Source organism: Cohaesibacter marisflavi (assembly GCF_900115225.1).
In the GTDB taxonomy this organism is placed as follows: Bacteria; Pseudomonadota; Alphaproteobacteria; order Rhizobiales; family Cohaesibacteraceae; genus Cohaesibacter; species Cohaesibacter marisflavi.
In genome coordinates this window covers 120398-142635 of sequence record NZ_FOVR01000009.1, presented here as the reverse complement: position 1 = coordinate 142635, position 22238 = coordinate 120398, and the positions used below count along the sequence as shown (strand labels likewise).

Sequence of the window (22238 nt, the reverse complement as noted above, 5' to 3'; positions counted from 1 at the left end):
GTTAATGCGCTGTCGGTCGGGCCTTGATAAGGTCGACTACACGTTCGGCATTGTCCCTTGCAATGGTGCCATCCTTGTTGGTCATGTTGTTTTCAAATCCGATCCGAACCTTCCCTTGCAGACTTTCCGCCTTGAGAAGACAGTCGGTCTCTTGCGCTCCGAAGGCGCAGCAGGCCCAGTCCGCCTTGATCTGCAACGCTTCTTCAAGGCTTTGTTTGGCCTTGATGAATGGCAGCAGATCGTCGGGGGATGAAACCTGACCATCGGTGTATCGGCCTAGAACAAAGAGCAGATGGAGGTTCCGGGCGGGGATTATGTCCCGACGGCAGAGATCAAGCAGGAAAAGGACCTGTTGCTGATCATAAAGGATGTGCTGGATGGCGACGCCCTTTTCTGCCTGCGCGTGATAGAAGCGTTTGACGTCCGCAGTTTCGCCATCGCTCAGCATTTCCTTGACAGAAATGGATACAGCGGTTGGCTCCACCGCTTCGACAACTGCTCTCTGTTCGGCGGGGCTATATTGACCCACGGCTTCGGTCGTGATCTGGGCATAAAGGTCCGGGGTCTGCTTCGTCAGCTCATCGAGCAATTCGCTGTAGAGGCCGGCATCAAGAATATGTTTGCCCTTGGCATCACGCACATGGGCATGGATGCCGTCGGCTCCCGCCTCTTGGCAGGCAAGGGCCGTTTTAACGGTTTCGGCAATGGTAACAGGCAGGGCGGGATGATCCGCCTTGCCCTTGCGTGCCCCGTTGGGCGCGATCATGATCGCCGGCAGGGGAGATTGGCCTGCAGTCAAGGTCATGGCAGCACCTTGTCCATGGCAATCTTCAGTTTTCCGACCAGCTCTTCGATATGCGCGTCTTCATAGATGAAGGGAGGGGCCAGCAGAATGTGATCGCCGAATTTGCCATCGATCGTTCCGCTCATCGGGTAGCAGATAAGGCCTGCTTCAAAGGCCGCTTTCTTGAGGTGTTTGGCGGTTGCAAGGGCCGGATCAAAAGGCTTCTTGCTCTCTTTGTCTTCAACAAACTCGATGCCAAGGAACATGCCGCGGCCTCGGATGTCACCCACGTAGGGATGGGTACCAAAGGCATCATCGAGGGCTGCTCGCAGTTTGGTGCCGGTTTCCGCAGCGCGCTTCACAAGACCGCCGTCGGTCAGCTTGGTCAAAACCGCCAGCGCTCCTGCCGCTGCCGTGGGGTGGCCGATATAGGTGTGGCCATGCTGGAAGAAGCCGGTGCCATCCTCAATCGCCTTGTAGATCGTATCGGTGCAGATCATGGCCCCGATGGGTTGATAGCCTGCGCCCAACCCTTTGGCGGTTGTCAGGATGTCCGGTGCGATGCCGTCCTGTTCACAGGCAAAGAGCGTACCGGTACGGCCCATACCGCACATGACTTCGTCCAGCACCAGGAGGATGCCATATTGATCGCAAATCTCACGAATACGTTTGAAATAGCCCTCAACCGGCGGCAATGCACCGGCCGTTGCACCGACAACCGGTTCAGCAAAGAAGGCCATGACATTTTCGGCCCCGACACGCAGGATTTCATCTTCCAGCTCATTGGCAACGCGCTGGCCATAATCAAAGGCGCTCTCGTCTTCCTTGCGGTCGCGATATTCATAGCAGGGAGAGATGTGGCTTGTATCGATCATCAGGGGCGCGAAAGGTTCGCGGCGCCAAAGGTTGCCGCCCGTTGCAAGCGCACCAAGGGTGTTGCCATGATAGCTCTGGCGGCGGGCGATGATATGGCGGCGCTGCGGCTGGCCGATTTCAAGAAAATACTGACGTGCCAGCTTGATGGCCGATTCGACGGCTTCCGAACCACCTGAAACAAAATAGACCCGGTCCAGCCCTTCAGGGGCATGCGCGATCAGCTTGTCGGCGAGCGCTTCGGCCGGTTTGGAGGTGAAAAAGCTGGTGTGCGCGAATGGCACAGCGTCAAGCTGTTGTTTGATCGCTTCGATGACATCTTGATCGCCATGACCCAGACAGGAGACAGCCGCTCCTCCGGACCCGTCCAGATAGCATTTCCCTTCGGTGTCAAAGAGATAAACGCCTTTTCCGTGGTCTACAGTGGGGAGATTGGATTTGGTATGGCGAGGGAATATGTGGGACATGGCTGTGCCTGCTGATAGGGCGGAGATGGCCTCCGCAGCAATGGTTTTAGCGGGTCGCGCGGGGTTATTGGACCGTTTGACCCAAGGGGTGGGTTATATAACAAAGAAACATTTGTTTCAACTATTGACTTTAGTTAAAACAATTGAAATTTTACTGAGGCGTCATGAGACTAGGGTGGAGCCAATATTACGGGTATGCAGTCGATACAGGACAGGATTTCTGGTCACTATGGCCAACTGAGCGGGCGGTTGAAACAGGCCGCAGACTTTGTGGTTGACCACGAAGTCGAGATAGCGACTCACTCGTTGCGCTCGGTATCCGGTATGGCAGGCTTGGCTCCGTCCACTTTTACACGGCTTTCTCAGGCGCTGGGATTTTCCAACTATGAAGAAATGAGAGACATGTGCCGTCAGCGCATCGGGCGTCAGGCCATGTCATTTTCTGAACGCGCGAGCTTGCTTGTCGAGGATGGAGCCGGCAGCAGCGCTCGATCCTTCTTCGAACGACAGGTATCCGCCAGCCTTGAAAATCTTGGGAAACTGGAACGGGATATCAATCAGGAACAGCTGGTCGCTGTGGCGGATCGTCTGAATGATGCCCGTCAGGTGCTTTTGTTCGGGGCCTTCAGTTCAACGGGTTTTATGGAATATCTGGGATATCTTGCGCGCTATTTTGCCGATAACTGGAAGGTTGCCGGGCGGATGGGGGCATCTTTGAGCTCGGCCATGGTGGGGCTTAACGAGAAGGACGCCGTCATCATACTGACCAAGGCTCCTTATGCCCGACGCGCGATTGTTGCTGCCCAGATGGCCGCCGACGCTGGCGCCTATGTACTTGTTATTACGGATGATATTTCCTGCCCGGCTCTTGCACATGCATCTGCAAATTTTATCGTGCCGACAGAGAGTCCACAATTCTTCTCTTCTTATGCAGCCACGCTTGTGCTAATTGAAACTCTTATCGGAATGCTGGTTGCTAGGGCAGGGGATAGTGCTCGCGCCAGAATTGAAGAAGTTGAAACCCGGAATCACCGATATGGTGAGTTTTGGGATTGAATAGACTTGGATTAACCTTTCGATCAACTCAGGGAGAACTTTATGTTGAAAAAATTGACAATCACTGCAGCTGCGGTCGCAGCTGGCTTGAGCTTTTCTCAAGCGGCGTTTGCCGAGAGCTTTATTTCCATCGGTACCGGCGGTGTAACGGGCGTATATTATCCAACGGGTGGCGCTATCTGCCGTCTGGTCAATAAAGGCCGTAAAGACCATGGGATTCGCTGCTCTGTCGAATCAACCGGTGGTTCCGTTTACAACATCAACACGATTCGTGATGGCGAACTGCAGTTCGGTGTTGCCCAGTCTGACTGGCAGTATCACGCTTATCATGGTACCTCCAAATTTGAAGACAAAGGCGCTTTCGAGGATCTGCGCGCTGTGTTCTCCATCCATCCGGAACCATTCACCGTGGTTGCCCGTGCTGATGCCGGCGTGAAAAACTTCGCCGACCTCAAAGGCAAACGCGTCAATATCGGTAACCCGGGATCTGGTCAGCGTGGCACCATGGAAGTTCTGATGGAAGCCCTTGGCTGGACCACCGACGATTTCGCACTGGCTACCGAGTTGAAGGCTGCTGAACAGTCTGCTGCTCTGTGTGATAACCAGATCGATGCCATGGTTTACACCGTTGGTCACCCATCCGGTTCCATTCAGGAAGCCACCACAGCTTGTGATTCCGTTCTGGTAACGGTTGACGGCCCTGCCGTTGAAAAACTGATCTCCGACAATGCCTACTACCGCTCCGCTACCATTCCTGGTGGCATGTATCGCGGAAACGATGAAGATGTGAAAACCTTCGGTGTTGGCGCAACTCTGGTGACCTCCGCTGCCGTTTCCGATGACGCTGTTTACACGCTTGTGAAATCCGTCTTCGAAAACTTCGATGCCTTCAAGAAACTGCATCCTGCATTTGCTCACCTGAAACCGGAAGAAATGATCAAGGACGGCCTGTCTGCTCCTCTGCATCCGGGTGCTGTGAAATATTACAAAGAAAAAGGCTGGATGTAAGTCTCGCTGATTTCAGGCTTCGGGCTTTTGTGTCCGAGGCCTTTTGCAATTGCTGTGACTGGACCCGGCAAGACCGGGTTCGGTTTTCCATAATTAATAATATGCTATCGCCGATCAGTGCTGGTGAAACTGTTTGACGGTTTCAGCTTGGTTGTAATCGCGCTTGGGAGCGATGGCTGGGGGCTGCAATCTATGTCACAGAAAAATGCGTCTGGGCGTCCACTTTCTGAGGAAGAGCTTCAGGACCTGGTTGCCTCTACGGATGCGGGAGCGCGTAATCCGATCGGCCCGGTGGGAACCTTTTTGGCTATCGTTGCCCTTGTTTGGGCTGCCTTTCAGGTCTTGCTGGCTTCGCCGATTTCCAACTATGTCCTTCCGTCCGATCTGATCAACAACTCGCGTCAGGTGCATCTGGCCTTTGCCATTTTCCTGGCCTATATGGCTTATCCCGCGCTGAAAAGCAGTCCACGCCATCATATTCCGGTTCAGGACTGGATCTTCGCGTTGGCGGGCACCTTTATCGCGCTCTATGGCTTCTTCTTCTATCAGAAGGTCGTCAATAATGGCGGTCTGGCCGATGATGTCGACAAGTGGGTCGCCCTTGCAGGCCTGATCCTGCTGTTTGAAGCGGCCCGGCGTGCGCTTGGTCCGGCTATGGCGACCATCGCAGTCATCTTCCTTGTCTATGTCTTTTTCGGCTCCTCTGAATGGGTGCCGGAAGTCATTCGCTGGAAGGGCGCTTCGCTCAAGAAAGCCATGAGCCACATGTGGATCACATCCGAAGGCGTGTTCGGTATCGCGCTGGGGGTTTCCACCAAGTTCGTGTTCCTGTTCGTGCTGTTCGGCTCGTTACTCGACAAGGCCGGGGCGGGGAACTATTTCATCAAGATGGCCTTCGCTGCTCTAGGGCATTTGAAGGGCGGACCTGCCAAGGCAGCCGTTGTCGGCTCGGCAGCTACCGGTCTTATCTCCGGCTCTTCCATTGCCAACGTGGTGACGACGGGTACTTTTACCATTCCGCTCATGAAGCGGGTGGGCTTTACCTCCGAACAGGCTGGCTCTGTTGAGGTGGCTTCTTCGGTGAACGGGCAGATCATGCCGCCGGTGATGGGGGCTGCGGCCTTCCTGATGGTGGAATATGTGGGCATTTCCTACATGGAAGTGATCACGCATGCCTTCCTGCCTGCGATCCTGTCCTATGTTGCGCTGGTTTACATCGTGCATCTGGAAGCGGTGAAGCGGAATATGCCCACCATCGGTACGAAAGCTGTTTCCACGGCGCGTACCATTCTTGGCATGTTGTTTTTCTTCGTCGGATTTGCCCTGCTTTGCTATGGCATCAAATACCCGATCGGGTTGATCGTTTCTATGGTACCAGAAGGGGCAAGCTGGATTCTGGCTGCTCTCACCTTCGTGGCCTATCTGCTGCTGCTCAAGCTGGCGGCATCGGTGGACGACTTGAAACCGGACGACCCAAATGACGAGAATATCGTGCTGCCGGAAGTCAAGGACATCTACAAAACCGGTCTTTACTATCTGCTGCCGATCGTGGTTCTGGTCTACTTCCTGATGATCGAGCAGAAATCGCCGGGGCTTTCCGCTTTCTGGGCGACGGCTCTGATGTTCGTTATCCTGCTGACGCAGCGGCCGCTCAAGGCCATGTTCCGCGGCGAAAATGAATATGTGAACGCCTTCAAGGCTGGTGTTGGTGATCTGGGTATCGGCATGATCGATGGCTCACGCAACATGATCGGTATCGGTCTTGCCACGGCAACGGCTGGTGTGATCGTGGGAACGGTGACGCTAACCGGTATCGGACAGGTGATGGCGGATCTCGTGGAGCTGATGTCCGGGGGCAACCTCGTCTTGATGCTGATCTTTGTGGCCATGCTGTCGCTCGTGCTGGGTATGGGACTGCCGACAACGGCCAACTATATCGTTGTGTCTTCGCTGATGGCCGGTGTGGTTGTTCAACTCGGGGCGCAATCCGGTCTGGTGGTGCCGCTTATCGCAGTTCACTTGTTCGTCTTCTATTTCGGTATCATGGCCGATGTGACGCCGCCGGTGGGGCTTGCCTCCTTTGCGGCGGCTGCGGTGTCGGGGGGCGATGCGATCAAGACGGGCTTTACAGCCTTCTTCTATTCGCTCCGGACCGTTGCTCTGCCATTCGTCTTCATCTTCAACACCGATCTGCTCTGGTATGATGTCACATGGTATCAGGGGCTTCTGGTTGCTGCGATCGGAATGATAGCAGTGCTGGTCTTTACAGCGGGTACGATGGGCTATTTCGTGACCAAGAGCCGCATCTATGAAAGTGTCGCTCTGGTGCTGATTGCCTTTATTCTGTTCCGTCCGGACTTCTTCATGAACCGGATACAGCCTCCTTTCGAGGTGGTGGAACCGGCGCAGGTAAGCCAGGCCTTCGGGGCTATTCCTCCGGGGCATGAAATGCGGCTCAACATCTCCGGGCCGGATTTCGACACAGGATCAACCAAGGAAACCACCCTGGTTATTACCTCCGGTGAAGAAGCGGGAGGGGACGCACGTCTCGAGGCTCAGGGCCTGACCATTCTCGATGAAGATGGTGTGACCAAGCTGGATGAGCCATTCCCGGGCACACCTTTCTTTGAAATGCTCGGTGGCTTTGACTTCTACGCGGATGACCCTGTGCAGATTACCCATGCGGAAATCAAGGCAGACCAGTTGCCCAAGGATCTGATCTATATTCCGGGGCTGTTGCTGCTTGGATGTGTTTATTTGCTTCAGCGTGCACGCGTTGGTCGCAAAGAGGAGAAACCAGCATGATCAATACGGTCCTATGCGCCCTTGACATCAGTCAGAAAAATGATGCCGAAGTTCTGAACACGGCAAACAAGATCGCCAAGCTTGAAGGTGCACGGCTGGATATCGTAACGGTCGTGCCCAATTTCCGGATCTCTCTCGTCGGGTCCTATTTCGATGAGAATTTCCAGAATCAGGCGGTCAAAGATGCCAAGGTTGCGTTGAAGAAGCGTGTCTCCGATATTCTTGGCGAAGACGGTGTGGCCGATTTGCGTCACATCGTGGCGTCGGGCTCGATCTATGAGGAGATTCTGGAAACCGCCGAGCAGGCTGATTCAGATCTGATCGTGATCGGTGCTCATAAGCCTGACTTGCGCGAAATGCTGATTGGTCCAAATGCGGCGCGTGTCGTGCGCCACTCCAAATGCTCGGTCTATGTTGTGCGGGAAGACTAGCGACAGGCTGCATCGCGAAATGAAAAAGGCCGCTCGGGGAACCGGGCGGCCTTTTGTCTTGCAATATCCGTTTGGGCTTTGTGGGGGCCTATCCTACAAGTCGATGGTGCCGTATTTTTCCATCATCATGCCGCGAATGATCATGTTGGCGGAGCGGCGGCTCTGGGCCATAGGCAGGTCGTAAACGACGGCCAGACGGTTGAGCGCTTTTACGTCCACATCATGGGGCATGGGAGAAAGCGGGTCGACGAAGAAGATCAGACCATCCAGTTTGCCTTCGGCAATCATGGCGCCGATCTGCTGGTCGCCACCCAAAGGGCCGGAGAACAAAGGCGTGAGATCCAGCTCGGGAAAGGCCTTCTTGATGCGTCCACCGGTGGTGCCGGTGCCGACAAATGTTGCTTTTCTCAGCAGATTGAGATGTTTGCCAACCCAATCCACGATGTCATCCTTCTTTGCATCATGGGCCACCAGAGCGATGCGAAGCGGAGCATCATCCTCTTTGCTGTCATTGTCTTGCATGCGTGCGTTTCCTCGTGCCGTTGTGATCTATCCTTTGAGCCTGACCCATAGCGAGCCATTCTCACACGACAGATCATTGTCGTTGATCCTAGTTTTAGGCAGGAAATGATTTTTGTCCAGTTAATCAACGTGATCAGGCTGTTACGCAGCGACAAAATTACCGAAAGGGATAGCAAATTGTTTGTTGGCCGTGGACTAGACGCTTCTGTGCCGTGGGCCGGGGCGGCGGGTTGGCCGGTCGAAAATGGTGCGTCCGAAGAGGGAGGCTGTGAGATCGGTCAGCAGCTCCGCTGTCTTGCCGCGATGATCAAGGAACGGATTGAGCTCGACCAGATCCAGCGAGGAGACATAGCCGCTCTCATGCAGTAGCTCCATGATCAGATGGGCTTCACGCAGGGTGGCGCCCCCCGGTACTGTCGTGCCGACGGCTGGGGCAATCTCCGGGTCGAGAAAGTCCACATCAAGGCTGACATGTAGCATGGCGTTGCGTGATTTGACTTCATCGATCAGTTCCATCAAGGGGCGGATGACGCCCATCTCGTCAAGTACACGCATGTCGTTGATCTTGACATGGTGCCGCCGCAAGAGATCACGCTCTTTCTGGTCGATGCTGCGAATGCCCATCATATGGACTTGAGCGGGATTGACCGGATGATCAAGGGGGGCTTCGTAAAGACCGCTCAATTCGGGCAAACCGCAAAAAGCGGCGACAGACATGCCGTGCATATTGCCCGATTCCGATGTCAGCGGGGTGTTGAAGTCTGTGTGGGCGTCAAGCCATAGCACGAAGAGCTCTCTTCCTTCTTCGGCGGCATGGCGTGCCATGCCAGCAACCGAGCCCATAGACAGCGAATGGTCGCCGCCCATAAAGAGCGGAAAACCGTTCTTGGCCATCTCATAGGCTTTGGGAGCAAGGGTGCGGGTCCAGCTTGCGATAGCATCAAATTGCAAAGCGTTGCCCTTTCCCGCGGGCATCGGATCAATGGCGGCGGGCGAAAGGTTGCCATGATCCACGCAATCAAAGCCAAGTCCTTCAAGCGTGTCTCGCAATCCGGCAGTGCGCAGAGCATCCGGCCCCATGAGGCATCCTTTTTCATGGGTACCATCTTGAACCGGAACCCCAAGAAGATGGATCGTTGGCGGGGTTGCTTTCTCTGGTGCAGGCATTGTGCTATGGCTCCCTTGATCGGCTTGCTGGTCTTTTGGGAGGACTTAACTGCACTCGCTGATCAACGGGTAGAGGCTATCTTTTATAAAAATTGTCAGAATTAATGCAAATCGTCAGAACTCTTTGTGCAAATTGTCAATTGGTCTGGCAGTGAGACTGTCTCCAACAAAAAAAGGGCCGCCGATGGGCGACCCTTGATGTCGGTATGCGGCTTGCTCAATTGCCGAACAGGCCCTTGGTCAATCCTTGCAGGAGTTGCTCTTCGAGCTTGGGCTTTTGCTGGCTCTCGTTGTTATTGCCATTATTATTGCCCTTTTGTGGCTGCAAGATCTGGTTCAGGTCAACGCCGAGCTTGTCTGACTGCTTTTGCAGCTCCTTGGTGACATTCTTTTCGATTTTTTGGATCGCCTTGGAGGCATCTTTACCTGCTCCTCCCATCTGCTCAAGCGATTTGAGGATCGCTTGCGGGTTTTCCAGAATGCCCGGAATATCGGGATAGATGCGCGGCTGGCTGAGCTTGCCTTCAATGATGATCGGGATGGGAATGCCATCCGCATCCACCGGACCGCCTTGCCCTTTGAGCTTGGCAATGACCTTCGGTATGGCCTTATAGTTGATGGTCATCTGTGGCAGGTTGATGGTGCCTGCACCAGACAGCCGCAACAACGGGCTGAGCATGTTGAGGTCATTGTTGCTTGCAATGCCGTTCTTGAAGACGAAGCTGGCGGTCAGGGCTGAGAAGTCTGTACTTTGAGCATCGGCAGAGGCCCAGCCATCCAGAATATTGCCACGCAGACTGCGCAGCATACGCGGAATGTTGATACCATTGATCTGTCCATCCCGCATTTCCAGTTTGCTTGTGCCATTGAGCTGTCTGATGATGGCGGCCTGACTTGCGCCTTGTGCTGTCAGATCGAGGGTGACCCCGCCTTTGCCGCTCAAGTTGCGCATGCCGATGGTGTCGGTGAGGAAGGGGCGCATATTCATGCCCGAGAGGGCGAATTGGGCAGCCAGTTTCGCCGGTTTGCTCCGTGCGTCCACCGTGATCTGTCCATTGCCTTTGCCCTGATAGAGCGAAATCTGGTTCAGTGCCGTGGAGAGCTGGCCATTGTCGATTTTCACAGCGAGCTGCACCGGCCCCATGACGATGTCGCGGGCAACGAGGGATTTTGCCGAGAAGGCCAGATCGGCTTTGATGCTGTTGAGGCCCGAGAAATCGATGGGGCTTTTGTCCCAGCCGGACGGGGTGGCTGGTCGATTGGCCGCTTGCCTGTTTTTCGCACCCCCGCTCTGCTGGCCATCGCCCATGAACGGGGTCGCGTCCAGTTTGTCAAAGGCCAACGAGCCCGAGATGGCTGGAATAGTGCCCGCGACATAGGTGATGTTGCCTGAGCCATTAGTCTGGCCCATGCGCAGGGTCATATTTTTGAGCGTGCTCTTGTTGGCGCCAAGGTCGAGCTGACCGGAGAAGAAAACCGGAAGGTTCGGTGTGCCCCGGTTGACATCTCGCCCGAGCCAGGCCAGCAGTTGTTTGCTTGATTTGGTTTCAACGGTCAGCTTGCTGCCTGAAAGGCTGCTTTTAGCAGGGTCAAGCTTTCCCGCAAGGGCGAGGGCGAAGCGCTTGCCTTCAACCGAAATGCTGGCAGGAACCGGCGCATTGGACAGCAACTCGCCAAGGCCGATGGTGCTGCTATATTGGATTGTGTCGCCATTCCAGTTGAAGCTGCCCTTGATGTCGATAGGATCATCGAGGTTGGCGATGGTGATGCGGCTGGAGATTTTGCGCAGCATACCGGTTTTGCGCTTTGGTACGGCCTGTTGCAGTGCCGGATTGGCATATTGTCCGTTTGTAAGGGTGATCTCGCCTGCCAGATTGCCCTTCTGGGTGATTTCGTCGACGGTCAGGCCCTGTGCGGCGAAATTGATATTGGCCGAAAGCTTGCCCGCCAAGGGGCTGGTCTGCCCCACCAGCTTTGCGATCTGCTTGACCCCCAACCCATTGGCTGTCAGAGAGCCGGACCAGACAAGCTGGTTGACATCGCCCGAAAGTTTGGCGCGCACATTGCCCTTGGCCAGATTGGCGGACTTGAGATTGATGCCAAGTTTGCCATTGATGTTCTGGGCCAGCAATTTGACTTGGCGCAGCGACTGTCCCTTGTAGGTGAGGCGCCCAGAGCGGAAGTCAAGCGTGGCGTTGAAGTCGTTGAGAATGGACAGATCCGGCGGTGTGCCGGCGGTGCCTTGCGCCTGAGACGTGGCTTCCTGGCCCTGCGCGTTTGCTGCGGCTGCGGGCTTGAGAAGCGTGTCGATATTGAGGGTAGAGCTATCCACGGCCAGCCGAATGGCGGGGCGCTGCGTTTTGGGGGCGATGAAAAGCCGTGCTGCTGCGTTCAGCTGTTGCTTGTCCAGCGAGACGGTCAGGCTGGGCAGGCGAATCTCTTTCTTTCTCGCGATCACAGAGCCCTTGACGCTCGCCGCCTTGACATCCAGCAGGTCTGGCGACAGGCCTAACCAGCTCATGAATTGCTTCACATTACCAATGTTGGAGGCATAGTTTGCCGTGAAGATCTGGTTGTTCTTGTAGGCAAGATTGCCCTCGATGGTCGCCTTGATCAGTTCGCTATCAAGGTTGAGATCTAGTCGCGAAGATTGGCCATTGATTGCGCGTCCCGTATTGGCCAGCTTTCCTGCAATGGAGAGGGATTGGCCCTTGTAGGGCAGGGTTGCCTCGATCTCGGAGACACCATTGAAATCGGGAATGCGCACGGTGGCGTTAAGCCCGGAGACGATGTTTTGTGCGTGGCCACCCTGATCGATGGTAACGACCTGGGCGTCATTGATGCTGAGGCGACGGATGCTAAGGGCGGAAAGGTCTATCTCGCCGGATTGTCCCGAAGCGGCGGGCGCTGTGTCTGTCTGGGCGCTAGCCCCATCGGCTGCCTTGGTCTGTCCCTGTTGGCCTTCAGCGGGCGATGGCGCTCCCGTCGTAATGGTCACCACCGGCCGATCCAACGTAATGCCGGTGATGTCTGCCTTGCCACTCAATAGCGGAGAGAGGGCGAGCCCGAAATCCAGTTCGCGCACCGAGAAGAGCGGCTGTCCCGCCTGATCTTCCAGCGAAACGCTCTCGGTGTTGAGCTTAACGCCGGTGATGAAGGACAGGGATACATCGCCACCAATGGCCAGCGTCATGCCCGTCTTGTCTTTCACTAGATTGACCACCTGCGCCTTGAGATAGTCGGTGGAAAGGAACATGGGTAGGAGAAGGATTGCCAGAACAACCACAATGATCGCTGAAACAATGGAAATGACTATATTGCGCACAAAACTCTCCCGCCGATCCGGCTTTTCCTGTCCTGTTTCCTTGCGAGCGGCTTCGAGGGGTCGAATCAGCTCACTGTTTCATATTAATTGCATAGGTTGAATTTCTACAATCTGCTTGACATATTCAGCTATTTTTTGACGCTTTTTAGCAGCGAAGGCGCTTTTTTTCCTCTGAAGGCCGTCAAAGGGCGGGCGTGGAAAATTACACACTTGAATTCATTTGTTGATGGAACTCAAATGACTCGTCACATATTCGTTCTACAAGTCTGTAAAGTTTCAAAAGCAATTGATTGGGGTTGAAAATGAGCTCTCTGGAAGTCGTCTGGTCCGATTTGGTCCGCCATCGTCAGGAATTGTCTGATTTTAACCTGCGCTCAGCCTTCGCTGAAGAGGCTGACAGGTTCGAACGCTTTTCTGCAGAAATGGACGGATGTCTAACGCTCGACTATTCGCGCAACCGCATCCAGGACAAAACCCTGATGCTGCTCGAAAATCTGATGCTGCAATCCGGTGTGGCCGAACGCTATGCCGAGATGAAATCTGGCGTTGCCATCAACAATACTGAAGGGCGCTCTGTGCTGCATATCGCTCTGCGCGGCAGTGTTGATGATGATCTGGTGGTTGATGGGCAGGCAATTGCGGCTGATGTGAATGCCGTCAAGGAACGGCTCTATGCGTTTGCCAAAGGCGTGCGTGATGGGTCCATCGCTGCCAAAGATGGCAAGCCCTTCACCGATGTGGTCAATATCGGCATTGGGGGCTCTGACCTTGGGCCGCATATGGTGACCGCTGGTCTGGCTGCCTATCATGATGGTCCACGCGTGCATTTCGTCTCCAACGTGGATGGCGCGCATATGGGCGATACGCTGAAGGTGCTGGATCCCGCTCGTACCCTGTTCCTCGTTGCCTCCAAAACCTTCACCACGCAGGAAACCATGACCAACGCCCGTGCGGCCAAGGAATGGCTTGTCGCGGCTCTGGGCGATGATGCTGTGGGCGATCACTTTGCAGCGCTTTCCACCAACAAGGAAGGTGTGGAAGGCTTTGGCATCAGCACCGAGCGGATGTTTGAATTCTGGGATTGGGTCGGCGGCCGCTATTCGGTCTGGTCGGCCATCGGTCTGCCTGTGATGATCGCCATCGGGCCGGAAGGGTTTGAGGAGTTTCTCGCTGGTGCCCGCTCCATGGACGAGCATTTCGAAACAGCGCCATTCCGCGAGAATCTGCCCATGCTGCTGGCCGCGCTTGGCCTGTGGTATCGCAATATCTGGGCCTGCCCATCGGTTGCCGTGTTGCCTTATGACCAGCGGCTGGAATTCTTCTCCGCCTTCCTGCAACAGCTGGATATGGAATCCAACGGCAAGCGCGTGCGCCGCGATGGCTCCGATATCCTACGCGCGTCCGGTCCGGTGATCTGGGGCCAGTCTGGCACCAACGGTCAGCATGCCTTCTATCAGGAACTGCATCAGGGCCATGATATCATCCCATGCGAATTCCTCGTTGCTGCAAAGCCGACGGACGCGGACCAGCATCAGCATGAATTGCTGCTCTCCAACTGCTTTGCGCAGGTCGAAGCGCTGGCCTTTGGCCGCACGGCAGATGAAGCCAAGGCGCAGCTGGAAGCCTCGGGCAAATCCGCCGAAGAGGTCGCAGCCCTCGTGCCGCACAAGGTGTTCCCGGGCAACCGCCCGACCTCGCTGCTCTTCTATGACAAGCTGACCCCGAAAATGCTCGGTCGCCTGATCGCGCTTTATGAGCACAAGGTGTTCGTTCAGGGCGTCGTCTGGGGCGTGAACAGCTATGATCAGTGGGGCGTCGAGCTTGGCAAGGAACTGGCCAACAAGCTGGCTCCTGCCGTTAAATCCGCCGAACGCGGCGAAGGTGACCCAGCCATTCTCGATCGCCTCAAAGCCTACCGCGCCAAATAAGCACCAAATGGTGCAACAACGCTTTTAGCGGAATAACGATCCAGCCCGTCGGAGCAATCCGGCGGGTTTTGCTTTTTTTGGGAGGGGAGGTTGGAGCCCAAACGCGACATTGAAAATGGTGGCACGTTCCCATGCTCGAAAGAGCTGCCCGGAAACCGCAGTCCATACCGGACACCCTGTAGAGGCTACATCCCAAATGCATGCTTCCCCATTCCTGCCATTCGATTGAAGCATCGCAAGCCTTTACGAAGATGCATCATTTTTACAATTTACTTACCAAAAGCAAAATTACTGACAGTGTGCATTCAGTGTTTTCTTACTCTCAACCTTTTGAATATATCAAGACAATATTCAATCTGGAGGGTGTATTGTGAAAACCAAAATGCTATCGCTTGTTGCTTCCCTGATGCTGTTAAATGCGCCCTATGCGAGCGCCTCTGAAGCGCCATCCATTTTTAGCAAATATGAACTGAAGCAGATCGCCAAGGGACGTGATAAATTCTTAATCCGTCTCAACGATGAGTTTAAAAGACGAGCTTCTGACGGCGTGTTTACGCAAAGCATGTTGGATAGGGAAGAGCAATGGAGCTTGGCAAAGGCACGCGCATTTTTTGCGGCTGACATACTTTCATATGATTTCAATTCGGATCGCGTCATTGACGGCAAGGATTACGCCAGTCTTTCCGCTCTCATGTCTGAGCGCAAGCTCAAGAGTGTACAAGCCACTCTTTCCAAGATTGACGAGGCAGGCAATGGAGACGGCAAGGTCTCATTTGAGGAATTGTATCGATATTCTTCTGATGCAGCGCAGCATCATAAGGACAAGAAAAAAAGGCAAGACCGCCTCATGCGTTTTGACGCTGACCATGATGGAAAGGTGGTGTTTGAAGATATCCTGCAAGCATTAGATCAGGTTCCGGTAAAGCAAAGTCCATCGACAGAGGAAACGGAAACGGCTGAAAAACCAGCCCAGACGCCAAAGACGAAAGCTGCTGCCGTTGAAACTAAAAAACAGGCCTGCATTTTGCCGCAACCCTCGGAAAAGGCGGAAATCATCTTCCTGAGCGGATCTGCCTCCAAGGCTCTCTCGTCGGTTGCCGTGAATGGCTTTGAAGAAGAAACAACCGCTGCAAGTATCAATATTGAATCCGGCGACAAGCCCCTTTTCATCATAAGTGCTTTTAGCGGATCAGTTGTTCTGAAATTTACCGGCGAAACGAGCAGGATTGAAAAGCTTGTCGTTTCTGAACTGGATGGTAAGCGTCAGGGGATCGTTGGCCTCAAGGCCAATCAAGTCGAGTTCACAGCACAAAAAAACTGTGCTCCACCCTATATAGGCAACCCGAAATCCGGAAGAGCCCTGCTGGCGGAAAGTCGTTTGTCGCTGGTGCTGGGCCACGCTATTGACAAGGTAATTGCCGCCCGCTCTATTCAGAATATCGGGCTTCCATCGGGCACGAGCGCTAAAAGAGAACGCTTAGGCATCGACTATTCAAAGAGAGATCCGCGCAGCAAAATTGAGAATAAATTTCGAGGTTTCTACCCATATGGGGTGGAACAATTCGAGGTGGCTGATGTGATCGCATCAGGAAAAGTGGCAGTTTACGACATTCTCCCTAACATTGCAGGGCTGATACAATTGCTTGATGCAGGATCACTTAGCGTTACAGAAGACGAATACTTCATCATTAAAAAACCGATAGCGCATTTTCCTGCAGGCATGCACGGAGCCTTTGGCGGTACGTTTCTCTTGGAAAAAGGGGTTCCTCTTCCCGCAGGCGACCTGGGACATGCCGTGGTCTATGACCTTGCCACGGGCAAGTGTCTCGACGGTTTCAGATGTCTGCAATAGGCGCTGCTATTCCTTGTTCTGAAAACAAACGTAAACTTCCTCGAAAAGTCATTAGAACAAATCTTTACACTCATTTCAAAAGGTGCTGCGAATGTCCGCTTTCTCAAGAACGCTGCGTATCGTCTTGATCGCCTCGATGTTCATGTTCAGTATTTATATTCTTCTCAACATACCAATTCTCACCGTCACAGTGGAGAGACCTCTGAGCAAAACCTATGAAGGTCCAGGCTTTTCGGAGCAGTCCAAAAGGGTGGCGCCATACTCCGATATGGCGGCGCCCTTCGATATGGCGGCACACTCCAGTAAGCAGGTTTTTCAAATTTGTGGGCTAGCGCATCCTGTCACGCTCGATGAATCGGATGTTTTCAGCATCATTCGAAAGGGTGGGCGCGATGCTGATGTGGCCCGCGAGATGCTAAGAAAAGGCAAAAGCAGGTGCGCTATTCTGGGGACGCTAGAACGCCTTCATGGCCGCTGAACTGCCAAATAGGTATTTTGCTTAATTCCCTAAATGTCAGCTTCCTCTTGAAGCATCACAAATCTCTCATCCGCAGTAGATGACCGCCTCCCGCTCGCTTTGCCATAAGCGCGCACCGACGCCATGAAATTTCGGCACTGCACCCAATGTATCCTTCGTCCGCAAAGCTGACATGGCGCGTTCTCAGGTGGGCTCTTCTATCCCGTCCCGTCGCCGTGCAATGGTTTTGTGCAGGTCGGGGGCGGCGTTGATGAGGGCTTGGGTGTAGGGCTCTTGGGGGGAGTTGAAAATGGTTTCGGTGCGGCCGCGCTCGATGATCTTGCCGCGATACATGACCATGACTTCGTCTGTCACCGAGCGGACAACGGAAAGATCGTGACTGATGAACAGATAGGCAAGGTCTAGCCGGTCACGCAAATCGGTGAAAAGATCCAGAATCTGGGCGCGAATGGAGACGTCGAGGGCCGAGACGGGCTCATCGGCGATGATGATGCGGGGACGGGTGATAAGCGCCCGGGCGATGGCGATGCGCTGGCGCTCGCCTCCGGAGAATTCATGGGGGAATTTTTCCGCGTCTTCTGGTGCTAGCCCCACCTGCGTGAGGCTGGTGGCGATGCGTTCGTCGCGCTCGTCGCGGTTCACTTCCTTCTGAAACAGATAGAGCGGTTCGGCAATGGATCGTCCCACCTTGTGACGCGGATTGAAGGAGCCGTTCGGGTCTTGAAAGACGATCTGGATATCCCGACGCACCTGTTGCAGATCGGTCTTGTTGGCGGAATAGGGATCGTGTTGGCCGACGCGAATGCCGCCTTTTTGTGGAGCTTCCAGCCCGAGAAGGGTGCGGGCAAGGGTGGACTTGCCACAGCCGGATTCGCCCACGAGCCCGATGCTCTGGCCCTTGTGGATCGTCAGGTCTACGCCATCCACGGCGCGCGTGCTGCGGCGTTCAAGATAGGGGAACTGGCGCGGCAAGGGGTAGGTGCGCAAAAGGGCGTTGGCGGAAAGCACGGGGGCCGTTTGCGCAAGGCTCGGGTCATCGCTGAAAATGGGAGGCTTTTGCCGCGCGGGCTGATGGGTCGAAGCCTCGAACAGGCGTTTGCTATAGGGGTGGCTGAGGGTGTCGAACAATCCCGGTAGTGGGCCTTGTTCGACGATGGCACCCTTTTTCATGATGGCTATCGAGTTGGCCATTTCAGCCACCACCGCGAGATCATGGGAGATGAGCATCAAGGCGGAATGGTCTTCGGCCATGAGGGCCTTGAGCAATTGCAGGATTTCGGCCTGTGAGGTGACGTCGAGCGCTGTGGTCGGCTCATCGGCGATGATGAGGTCCGGTTTCATGGCGATGGCCATGGCAATGACGACGCGCTGGCGCTGGCCGCCCGAGAGCTGATGGGGGAAGCGATCCGGCCCGACATGCTCGGGGTTGAGGCCAACGCGTTGCAGCTGGCTTCTGGCCTGCTCCTGCGCTTCATGGCGGGTGACCGAGCTGTGCTGGAGGATGCATTCTTCCACCTGCGCGCCAATGGCTTTTAGCGGATTGAGCGCGGTCATGGGCTCCTGAAAGATCATGCCCATGCGGTTGCCACGCCAATTGCACAACTGCCGCTCGGAGAGATGGGCCAGATTGGTTTCTGCCAGATGGATGGCGCCGGTAAGTTGGCTCTGGCGCGGCAGCAGCTGCATGATAGAGAGGGCTGTCAGGCTCTTGCCAGAGCCGGATTCGCCCACGAGCCCGAGACATTGGCCCCGCTCCAACGAGAAGGAGATATCCTTCAATATTGGCTTGTCACCAATAGTGAGGCTGACATTTTCCAACGTGAGCAGGCTCATGATGCTTTGCTCCCGCCAATGTCGAGGCTTGAACGGATTTTCGGGTCGAGCATGTCGCGCAGGCCATCGCCCAGAAGATTGAGGCCCAGAACCGTGAGAATGATGGCCATGCCGGGGATGATCGCCAGTTGCGGGGCCATCATCAGCCATGTCTGAGCTTCCGAGAGCATCTGCCCCCAGCTGGGCATGGGTGGCTGGGTGCCAAGGCCCACATAGGAGAGGCCGGCCTCGGCCAGAATGCCCAGTGAGAACTGGATGGTTCCCTGCACGATCAGCAGGTTGGCGATGTTGGGCAGGATATGTTCGATGGTGATGCGCACCGAGCCCTTGCCGGAAAGGCGGGCGGCGAGAATGAATTCACGCGTCCATAGGCTCAGCGCCGCACCGCGGGCAAGGCGGGCAAAGACCGGAATGTTGAAAATCCCGATGGCGACAATGGCGTTGATGGCGCCGGGGCCTGCCAGAGCGGTGATCATGATGGCCGAAATGATGGCCGGAAAGGCGAAAATGAAGTCGCCCGTGCGCATGATGGCTTCGTCCAGCCAGCCGCCTTTTGCCGCTGCCCAACAGCCAAGAGGCACGCCGAGACAGGCGCCGATGCCCACGGCAACCAGCGCCACGGCGATGGAGTTGCGGGCGCCTAGCATGATCATGGAAAAGAGATCATGGCCATAATGATCCGTGCCGAGCCAATAGGTGGTGCTGATGGGTTTGAGGCGTTCGGCTATGTTGACCGAAAGCGCATCATGGGGTGTCCAGACAAAGGAGACCAGAGCAAGCACCACAAAGAACAGAGTGATCGCGCCGCCGATGACAAAGGAAGGCGAATGCAGGCCCTTGGCAAGGAAGCTGCGATATTTATGGGCGTCCGTTGAGAAGAGATGCGGCTTGGTCATTGGCTGCCCTGCCTGCGATGAAGGCGCGGATCGATCAGGCCATAGGTGATGTCCACGAGGAAATTGACGAGTATGACGGTGGCGACCAGCAGCATGATCACGGCTTTCACCGTGATGAGGTCGCGCTGGTTGATGGCCTGAAACACCAATCTTCCAAGGCCGGGCAGGGAGAAGACATTCTCGATGATGACCGTGCCAGCCAGAAGGAATGAGAATTGCAGCCCCATGATGGTGATCACCGGAATAAGCGCGTTGCGCAGACCATGGCGCGCCAGTGTCTGACGCAGGTTGAGGCCCTTGGCGCGGGCGGTGCGCATATAATCTTCATGCAACACTTCCAGCATGGAAGAGCGCATGATGCGCACGAGAATGGATGCTTGCGGCAGAGCAAGGGCAATGGCAGGCAATAACAGCGCCTTGATTGCGGGCCAAAGTCCGGCCTCCCAGCCGGGAAAGCCACCCGAGGGCAACCAATGCAGGGTAACGGCAAAGACCAGAACCAGAAGCATGGCAAACCAGAAATTGGGGATGGCGATGCCGATCTGTGTTGCGCCAATGAGGCTCACATCCGGCCAGCGACCGTGATTGCTGGCGGCCAGAATACCAAGTGGCAGGGCTATCAAGGTGGAAAGGGCAAGGGCCATTAGCGCAAGTGGCAGAGAAATGGTCAGTCTTTCGCTGATCAGCTCTGTGACTGGCACAGAATAGGTATAGCTGATGCCGAAATCGCCTTGCAGCATGCCCGAGATCCAGAGCCAGTAGCGGCTGGCAAGGGGCAGATTGAGGCCCAGTTGCTCGCGCAAAGCGGCCAAGGTGTCTTCCTGCGCGTTGATGCCAAGAATCAACTGAGCCGGATCGCCCGGCAATATCTCCATCACTGCGAAGATGAAAAGAGAAGCTGCCACGAGTGTCACGCAAAGGGAAGCAAGGCGGCGCAGGGAATAGATGATCATGGCAATGGGCTGCTATCTGCCGGGCATGGTGATGCGAAAAAGGGTATGGCAGATGGTTGCTGCCATACCCGGAGGTCTTTTAAACCGAATTCGCTGATTAGTCCATCCATTCTACGGCTGTCAGATCGTTGGCCTGGATGGGGGCATTGGCCCACAATCCCTTGATCTTGGCGTTCCAGACGCCGGTCTTGGCAAGCTGGAACAGGAAGCCGTTGACGGCATCGTCATTGAGCTTTTTCTGGGCCTGATGCAGCAATTCCGTGCGTTCTGCTTCATCGGCTGTGGCATTGAGCTTGGCGATGATCGCTTTGAACTCTTCATTCTTATAGTTGAAGTAATAGTCATCGCGGGCATAGATGCCGATATCCAGCGGTTCGGTGTGCGAGATGATGGTCAGATCATAATCCTTGCCCTTGAAGACGTTGCTCAGCCACTGGGCCCACTCGACATTGATCAGTTCCAGTTCGATGCCGACCTTTTTGAGATCAGAGGCGATGATCAGGCCGGAGCGACGGGCATAGTCGGTCGGTGGCAGGAACAGGCGGGCTTTGAAGCCGTCTTCCAGACCAGCTTCCTTCAGCAGCTCTTTGGCTTTCTCCGGATTATAGTCATAGACGTGGGATAGATCGAGATAGGCCGGGTTATGCGGCGCAAAGTGGGAGCCGATAAGGGTTCCATAGCCGAACATGGCTCCATCGATAAGGGACTGGCGATTGATGGCATAGGCCAGCGCCTTGCGCACGCGCACATCGTCAAAAGGTTTGACCCCATTGTTGGTGGCCAGAATGGTTTCCCCTTCCGTGGTGCCGATGACGACCTTGAAGCGCGGGTCATTCTCGAATTGCGGCAGCATTTCCGGTGCGGGAAAAATCGGGAAGGCATCCACATCGCCTGCCATCAGGGCAGCAAGGCTGGCCGCGGCATCGGCAACAATCTTGAAGGTGGCTTTCTCCAGCTTGGCTGGTTGACCCCAATAGGCGTCATTCCTGATCAGGGTGATGGAATCGCCCTTGACCCATTTTTCCAGTTTGAAAGGGCCTGTGCCCACGGGATTGGTCTTGTTTGTTTCTGCGCTTTCTGGGGCCACCATGGCAGCGTCTCCCCAGCCCAGATTGAAGAGCATAGCGCCGGTCGGGCGCTTAAGAGTCATCTCGACGGTATATTTGTCCTTGGCAACGACGCTATCTATGGGTTCGAACAGCGCTTTCTGCGCATTGACCGAATCTTCCCCGCGGGCACGGTCGAGCGAGAAGACCACGTCTTCTGCATCAAAATCGGTGCCGTCGTGGAATTTTACACCCTCATGGAGCTTGAAGTCATAGGTGAGGCCATCGGCGGAAATGGTCCAGCTTTCCGCCAGCGCTGGCTTGATTGCACCATGTTCGTCAATGCGCGTGAGGCCTTCAAAAATATTGGCATAGGTGATTTCGTCAATCGCAGCGGCAGCGCCTGCTGTTGGGTCCAGATGAGGTGGTTCCAACCGGACGCCCAGCACGATATCTGTCCGTGCAGCCCATGCGGCGGACGTGGAGCCTGCTGTTACAAGCGTTGCCGCCATAGAAAAGGCTACAGCCCATTTCCTTGCTGATTTCATCATTCTTGATACTCTCCGACCGTCTTTTTGTGCCGCGCTGGTTCATAAAAGGAACTGGCTGGCTGATTGCAGAGCGCAGTATGTCCTGTTGACAGCATGCTGCTCGCTCCCCCCTTTGTTGCGGCGTTTTATTGCACAGCGTGCGCTTCGGGGCAGCCATGACTTCCGTCGAAGTCGAGATTTCAATCACTTTTCTGTTTTGCACGATTGTTAGCACAAAAAAGGGTGCCTTGAGGCACCCTTTTGTAAAAAAATCATGCATTTTG

Annotated in this window: 16 protein-coding genes; 7 read left to right on the top strand and 9 right to left on the bottom strand. The window is 55.1% G+C overall.

What is annotated here, in order from left to right; genetic code table 11:
• Window position 1: 1 nt before the first annotated feature.
• Window positions 2-805, bottom strand: coding sequence for a beta-keto acid cleavage family enzyme (locus tag BM258_RS16205; RefSeq protein ID WP_090074038.1), 804 nt, complete (start codon window positions 803-805; stop codon window positions 2-4).
• Window positions 802-2124: an aspartate aminotransferase family protein gene (locus BM258_RS16200; protein ID WP_090074037.1), complete on the bottom strand. Its 1323-nt coding sequence runs from the start codon at window positions 2122-2124 to the stop codon at window positions 802-804. Before BM258_RS16200 ends, BM258_RS16205 begins: the two co-directional genes overlap by 4 nt.
• A gap of 195 nt (window positions 2125-2319) precedes the next feature.
• Between BM258_RS16200 and BM258_RS16195 the strand changes: the two genes are divergently transcribed.
• From BM258_RS16195 to BM258_RS16180, 4 genes are all read left to right on the top strand, one after another.
• On the top strand, window positions 2320-3180 hold the full coding sequence (locus tag BM258_RS16195) for a MurR/RpiR family transcriptional regulator (RefSeq protein ID WP_090074035.1): 861 nt from the start codon (window positions 2320-2322) through the stop codon (window positions 3178-3180).
• A 42-nt stretch (window positions 3181-3222) separates the two neighbouring features.
• A complete protein-coding gene (locus BM258_RS16190) occupies window positions 3223-4188 on the top strand; it encodes a TAXI family TRAP transporter solute-binding subunit (RefSeq protein WP_090074033.1) in 966 nt (321 codons plus the stop codon).
• A gap of 192 nt (window positions 4189-4380) precedes the next feature.
• A complete protein-coding gene (locus BM258_RS16185; RefSeq protein WP_090074031.1) occupies window positions 4381-6993 on the top strand; it encodes a TRAP transporter permease in 2613 nt (870 codons plus the stop codon).
• Window positions 6990-7424 (top strand): universal stress protein, encoded by a 435-nt coding sequence (locus BM258_RS16180; protein ID WP_090074030.1) that lies wholly within the window; start codon window positions 6990-6992, stop codon window positions 7422-7424. The genes BM258_RS16185 and BM258_RS16180 overlap by 4 nt, the downstream gene beginning before the upstream one ends.
• Window positions 7425-7517: 93 nt before the next feature.
• Here BM258_RS16180 and BM258_RS16175 read toward each other — a convergent pair whose 3' ends face one another.
• The 3 genes from BM258_RS16175 to BM258_RS16165 all read right to left on the bottom strand — a co-directional run bounded on the left by BM258_RS16175 (window position 7518) and on the right by BM258_RS16165 (window position 12438).
• Window positions 7518-7946, bottom strand: a complete 429-nt coding sequence (locus tag BM258_RS16175) for a methylglyoxal synthase (RefSeq protein WP_090074028.1) — start codon at window positions 7944-7946, stop codon at window positions 7518-7520.
• 195 nt (window positions 7947-8141) lie between these two features.
• Window positions 8142-9113 carry an arginase gene (rocF, locus tag BM258_RS16170; RefSeq protein WP_090074026.1) on the bottom strand — a complete coding sequence of 324 codons (972 nt, stop codon included), beginning with the start codon at window positions 9111-9113 and terminating at the stop codon, window positions 8142-8144.
• A gap of 217 nt (window positions 9114-9330) precedes the next feature.
• A complete protein-coding gene (locus BM258_RS16165; protein ID WP_090074024.1) occupies window positions 9331-12438 on the bottom strand; it encodes an AsmA family protein in 3108 nt (1035 codons plus the stop codon).
• Between the two features lie 290 nt (window positions 12439-12728).
• Between BM258_RS16165 and pgi the strand changes: the two genes are divergently transcribed.
• From pgi to BM258_RS16150, 3 genes are all read left to right on the top strand, one after another.
• Window positions 12729-14366, top strand: a complete 1638-nt coding sequence (gene pgi, locus BM258_RS16160; protein ID WP_407062732.1) for a glucose-6-phosphate isomerase — start codon at window positions 12729-12731, stop codon at window positions 14364-14366.
• A 370-nt stretch (window positions 14367-14736) separates the two neighbouring features.
• Entirely contained in the window at window positions 14737-16218 is a 1482-nt protein-coding gene (locus BM258_RS16155) for an EF-hand domain-containing protein (protein WP_139229296.1), read from the top strand.
• Between the two features lie 91 nt (window positions 16219-16309).
• On the top strand, window positions 16310-16696 hold the full coding sequence (locus tag BM258_RS16150; protein ID WP_090074019.1) for a hypothetical protein: 387 nt from the start codon (window positions 16310-16312) through the stop codon (window positions 16694-16696).
• A 183-nt stretch (window positions 16697-16879) separates the two neighbouring features.
• Here BM258_RS16150 and BM258_RS16145 read toward each other — a convergent pair whose 3' ends face one another.
• The 4 genes from BM258_RS16145 to BM258_RS16130 all read right to left on the bottom strand — a co-directional run bounded on the left by BM258_RS16145 (window position 16880) and on the right by BM258_RS16130 (window position 21975).
• The gene (locus BM258_RS16145) at window positions 16880-18529 is read right to left on the bottom strand and encodes an ABC transporter ATP-binding protein (RefSeq protein WP_090074017.1); all 1650 of its coding nucleotides are present in this window, start codon (window positions 18527-18529) and stop codon (window positions 16880-16882) included.
• On the bottom strand, window positions 18526-19425 hold the full coding sequence (locus tag BM258_RS16140) for an ABC transporter permease (protein ID WP_090074015.1): 900 nt from the start codon (window positions 19423-19425) through the stop codon (window positions 18526-18528). Before BM258_RS16140 ends, BM258_RS16145 begins: the two co-directional genes overlap by 4 nt.
• Window positions 19422-20378, bottom strand: coding sequence for an ABC transporter permease (locus BM258_RS16135; protein ID WP_090074013.1), 957 nt, complete (start codon window positions 20376-20378; stop codon window positions 19422-19424). Before BM258_RS16135 ends, BM258_RS16140 begins: the two co-directional genes overlap by 4 nt.
• Before the next feature lie 97 nt (window positions 20379-20475).
• Window positions 20476-21975: an ABC transporter substrate-binding protein gene (locus BM258_RS16130; RefSeq protein WP_407062731.1), complete on the bottom strand. Its 1500-nt coding sequence runs from the start codon at window positions 21973-21975 to the stop codon at window positions 20476-20478.
• Window positions 21976-22238 lie beyond the last annotated feature (263 nt).

What these genes read in the sequence shown, in the direction of transcription:
- BM258_RS16205 (WP_090074038.1), bottom strand. Translation starts at nt 805, where the DNA reads ATGACCTTGACTGCAGGCCAATCTCCCCTGCCGGCGATCATGATCGCG.
- BM258_RS16150 (WP_090074019.1), top strand. Translation starts at nt 16,310, where the DNA reads ATGTCCGCTTTCTCAAGAACGCTGCGTATCGTCTTGATCGCCTCGATG.
- rocF (WP_090074026.1), bottom strand. Translation starts at nt 9,113, where the DNA reads ATGCCTGCACCAGAGAAAGCAACCCCGCCAACGATCCATCTTCTTGGG.
- BM258_RS16190 (WP_090074033.1), top strand. Translation starts at nt 3,223, where the DNA reads ATGTTGAAAAAATTGACAATCACTGCAGCTGCGGTCGCAGCTGGCTTG.
- BM258_RS16175 (WP_090074028.1), bottom strand. Translation starts at nt 7,946, where the DNA reads ATGCAAGACAATGACAGCAAAGAGGATGATGCTCCGCTTCGCATCGCT.
- BM258_RS16180 (WP_090074030.1), top strand. Translation starts at nt 6,990, where the DNA reads ATGATCAATACGGTCCTATGCGCCCTTGACATCAGTCAGAAAAATGAT.
- BM258_RS16195 (WP_090074035.1), top strand. Translation starts at nt 2,320, where the DNA reads ATGCAGTCGATACAGGACAGGATTTCTGGTCACTATGGCCAACTGAGC.
- BM258_RS16145 (WP_090074017.1), bottom strand. Translation starts at nt 18,529, where the DNA reads ATGAGCCTGCTCACGTTGGAAAATGTCAGCCTCACTATTGGTGACAAG.
- BM258_RS16130 (WP_407062731.1), bottom strand. Translation starts at nt 21,975, where the DNA reads ATGATGAAATCAGCAAGGAAATGGGCTGTAGCCTTTTCTATGGCGGCA.
- BM258_RS16185 (WP_090074031.1), top strand. Translation starts at nt 4,381, where the DNA reads ATGTCACAGAAAAATGCGTCTGGGCGTCCACTTTCTGAGGAAGAGCTT.
- BM258_RS16200 (WP_090074037.1), bottom strand. Translation starts at nt 2,124, where the DNA reads ATGTCCCACATATTCCCTCGCCATACCAAATCCAATCTCCCCACTGTA.
- BM258_RS16135 (WP_090074013.1), bottom strand. Translation starts at nt 20,378, where the DNA reads ATGATCATCTATTCCCTGCGCCGCCTTGCTTCCCTTTGCGTGACACTC.
- BM258_RS16140 (WP_090074015.1), bottom strand. Translation starts at nt 19,425, where the DNA reads ATGACCAAGCCGCATCTCTTCTCAACGGACGCCCATAAATATCGCAGC.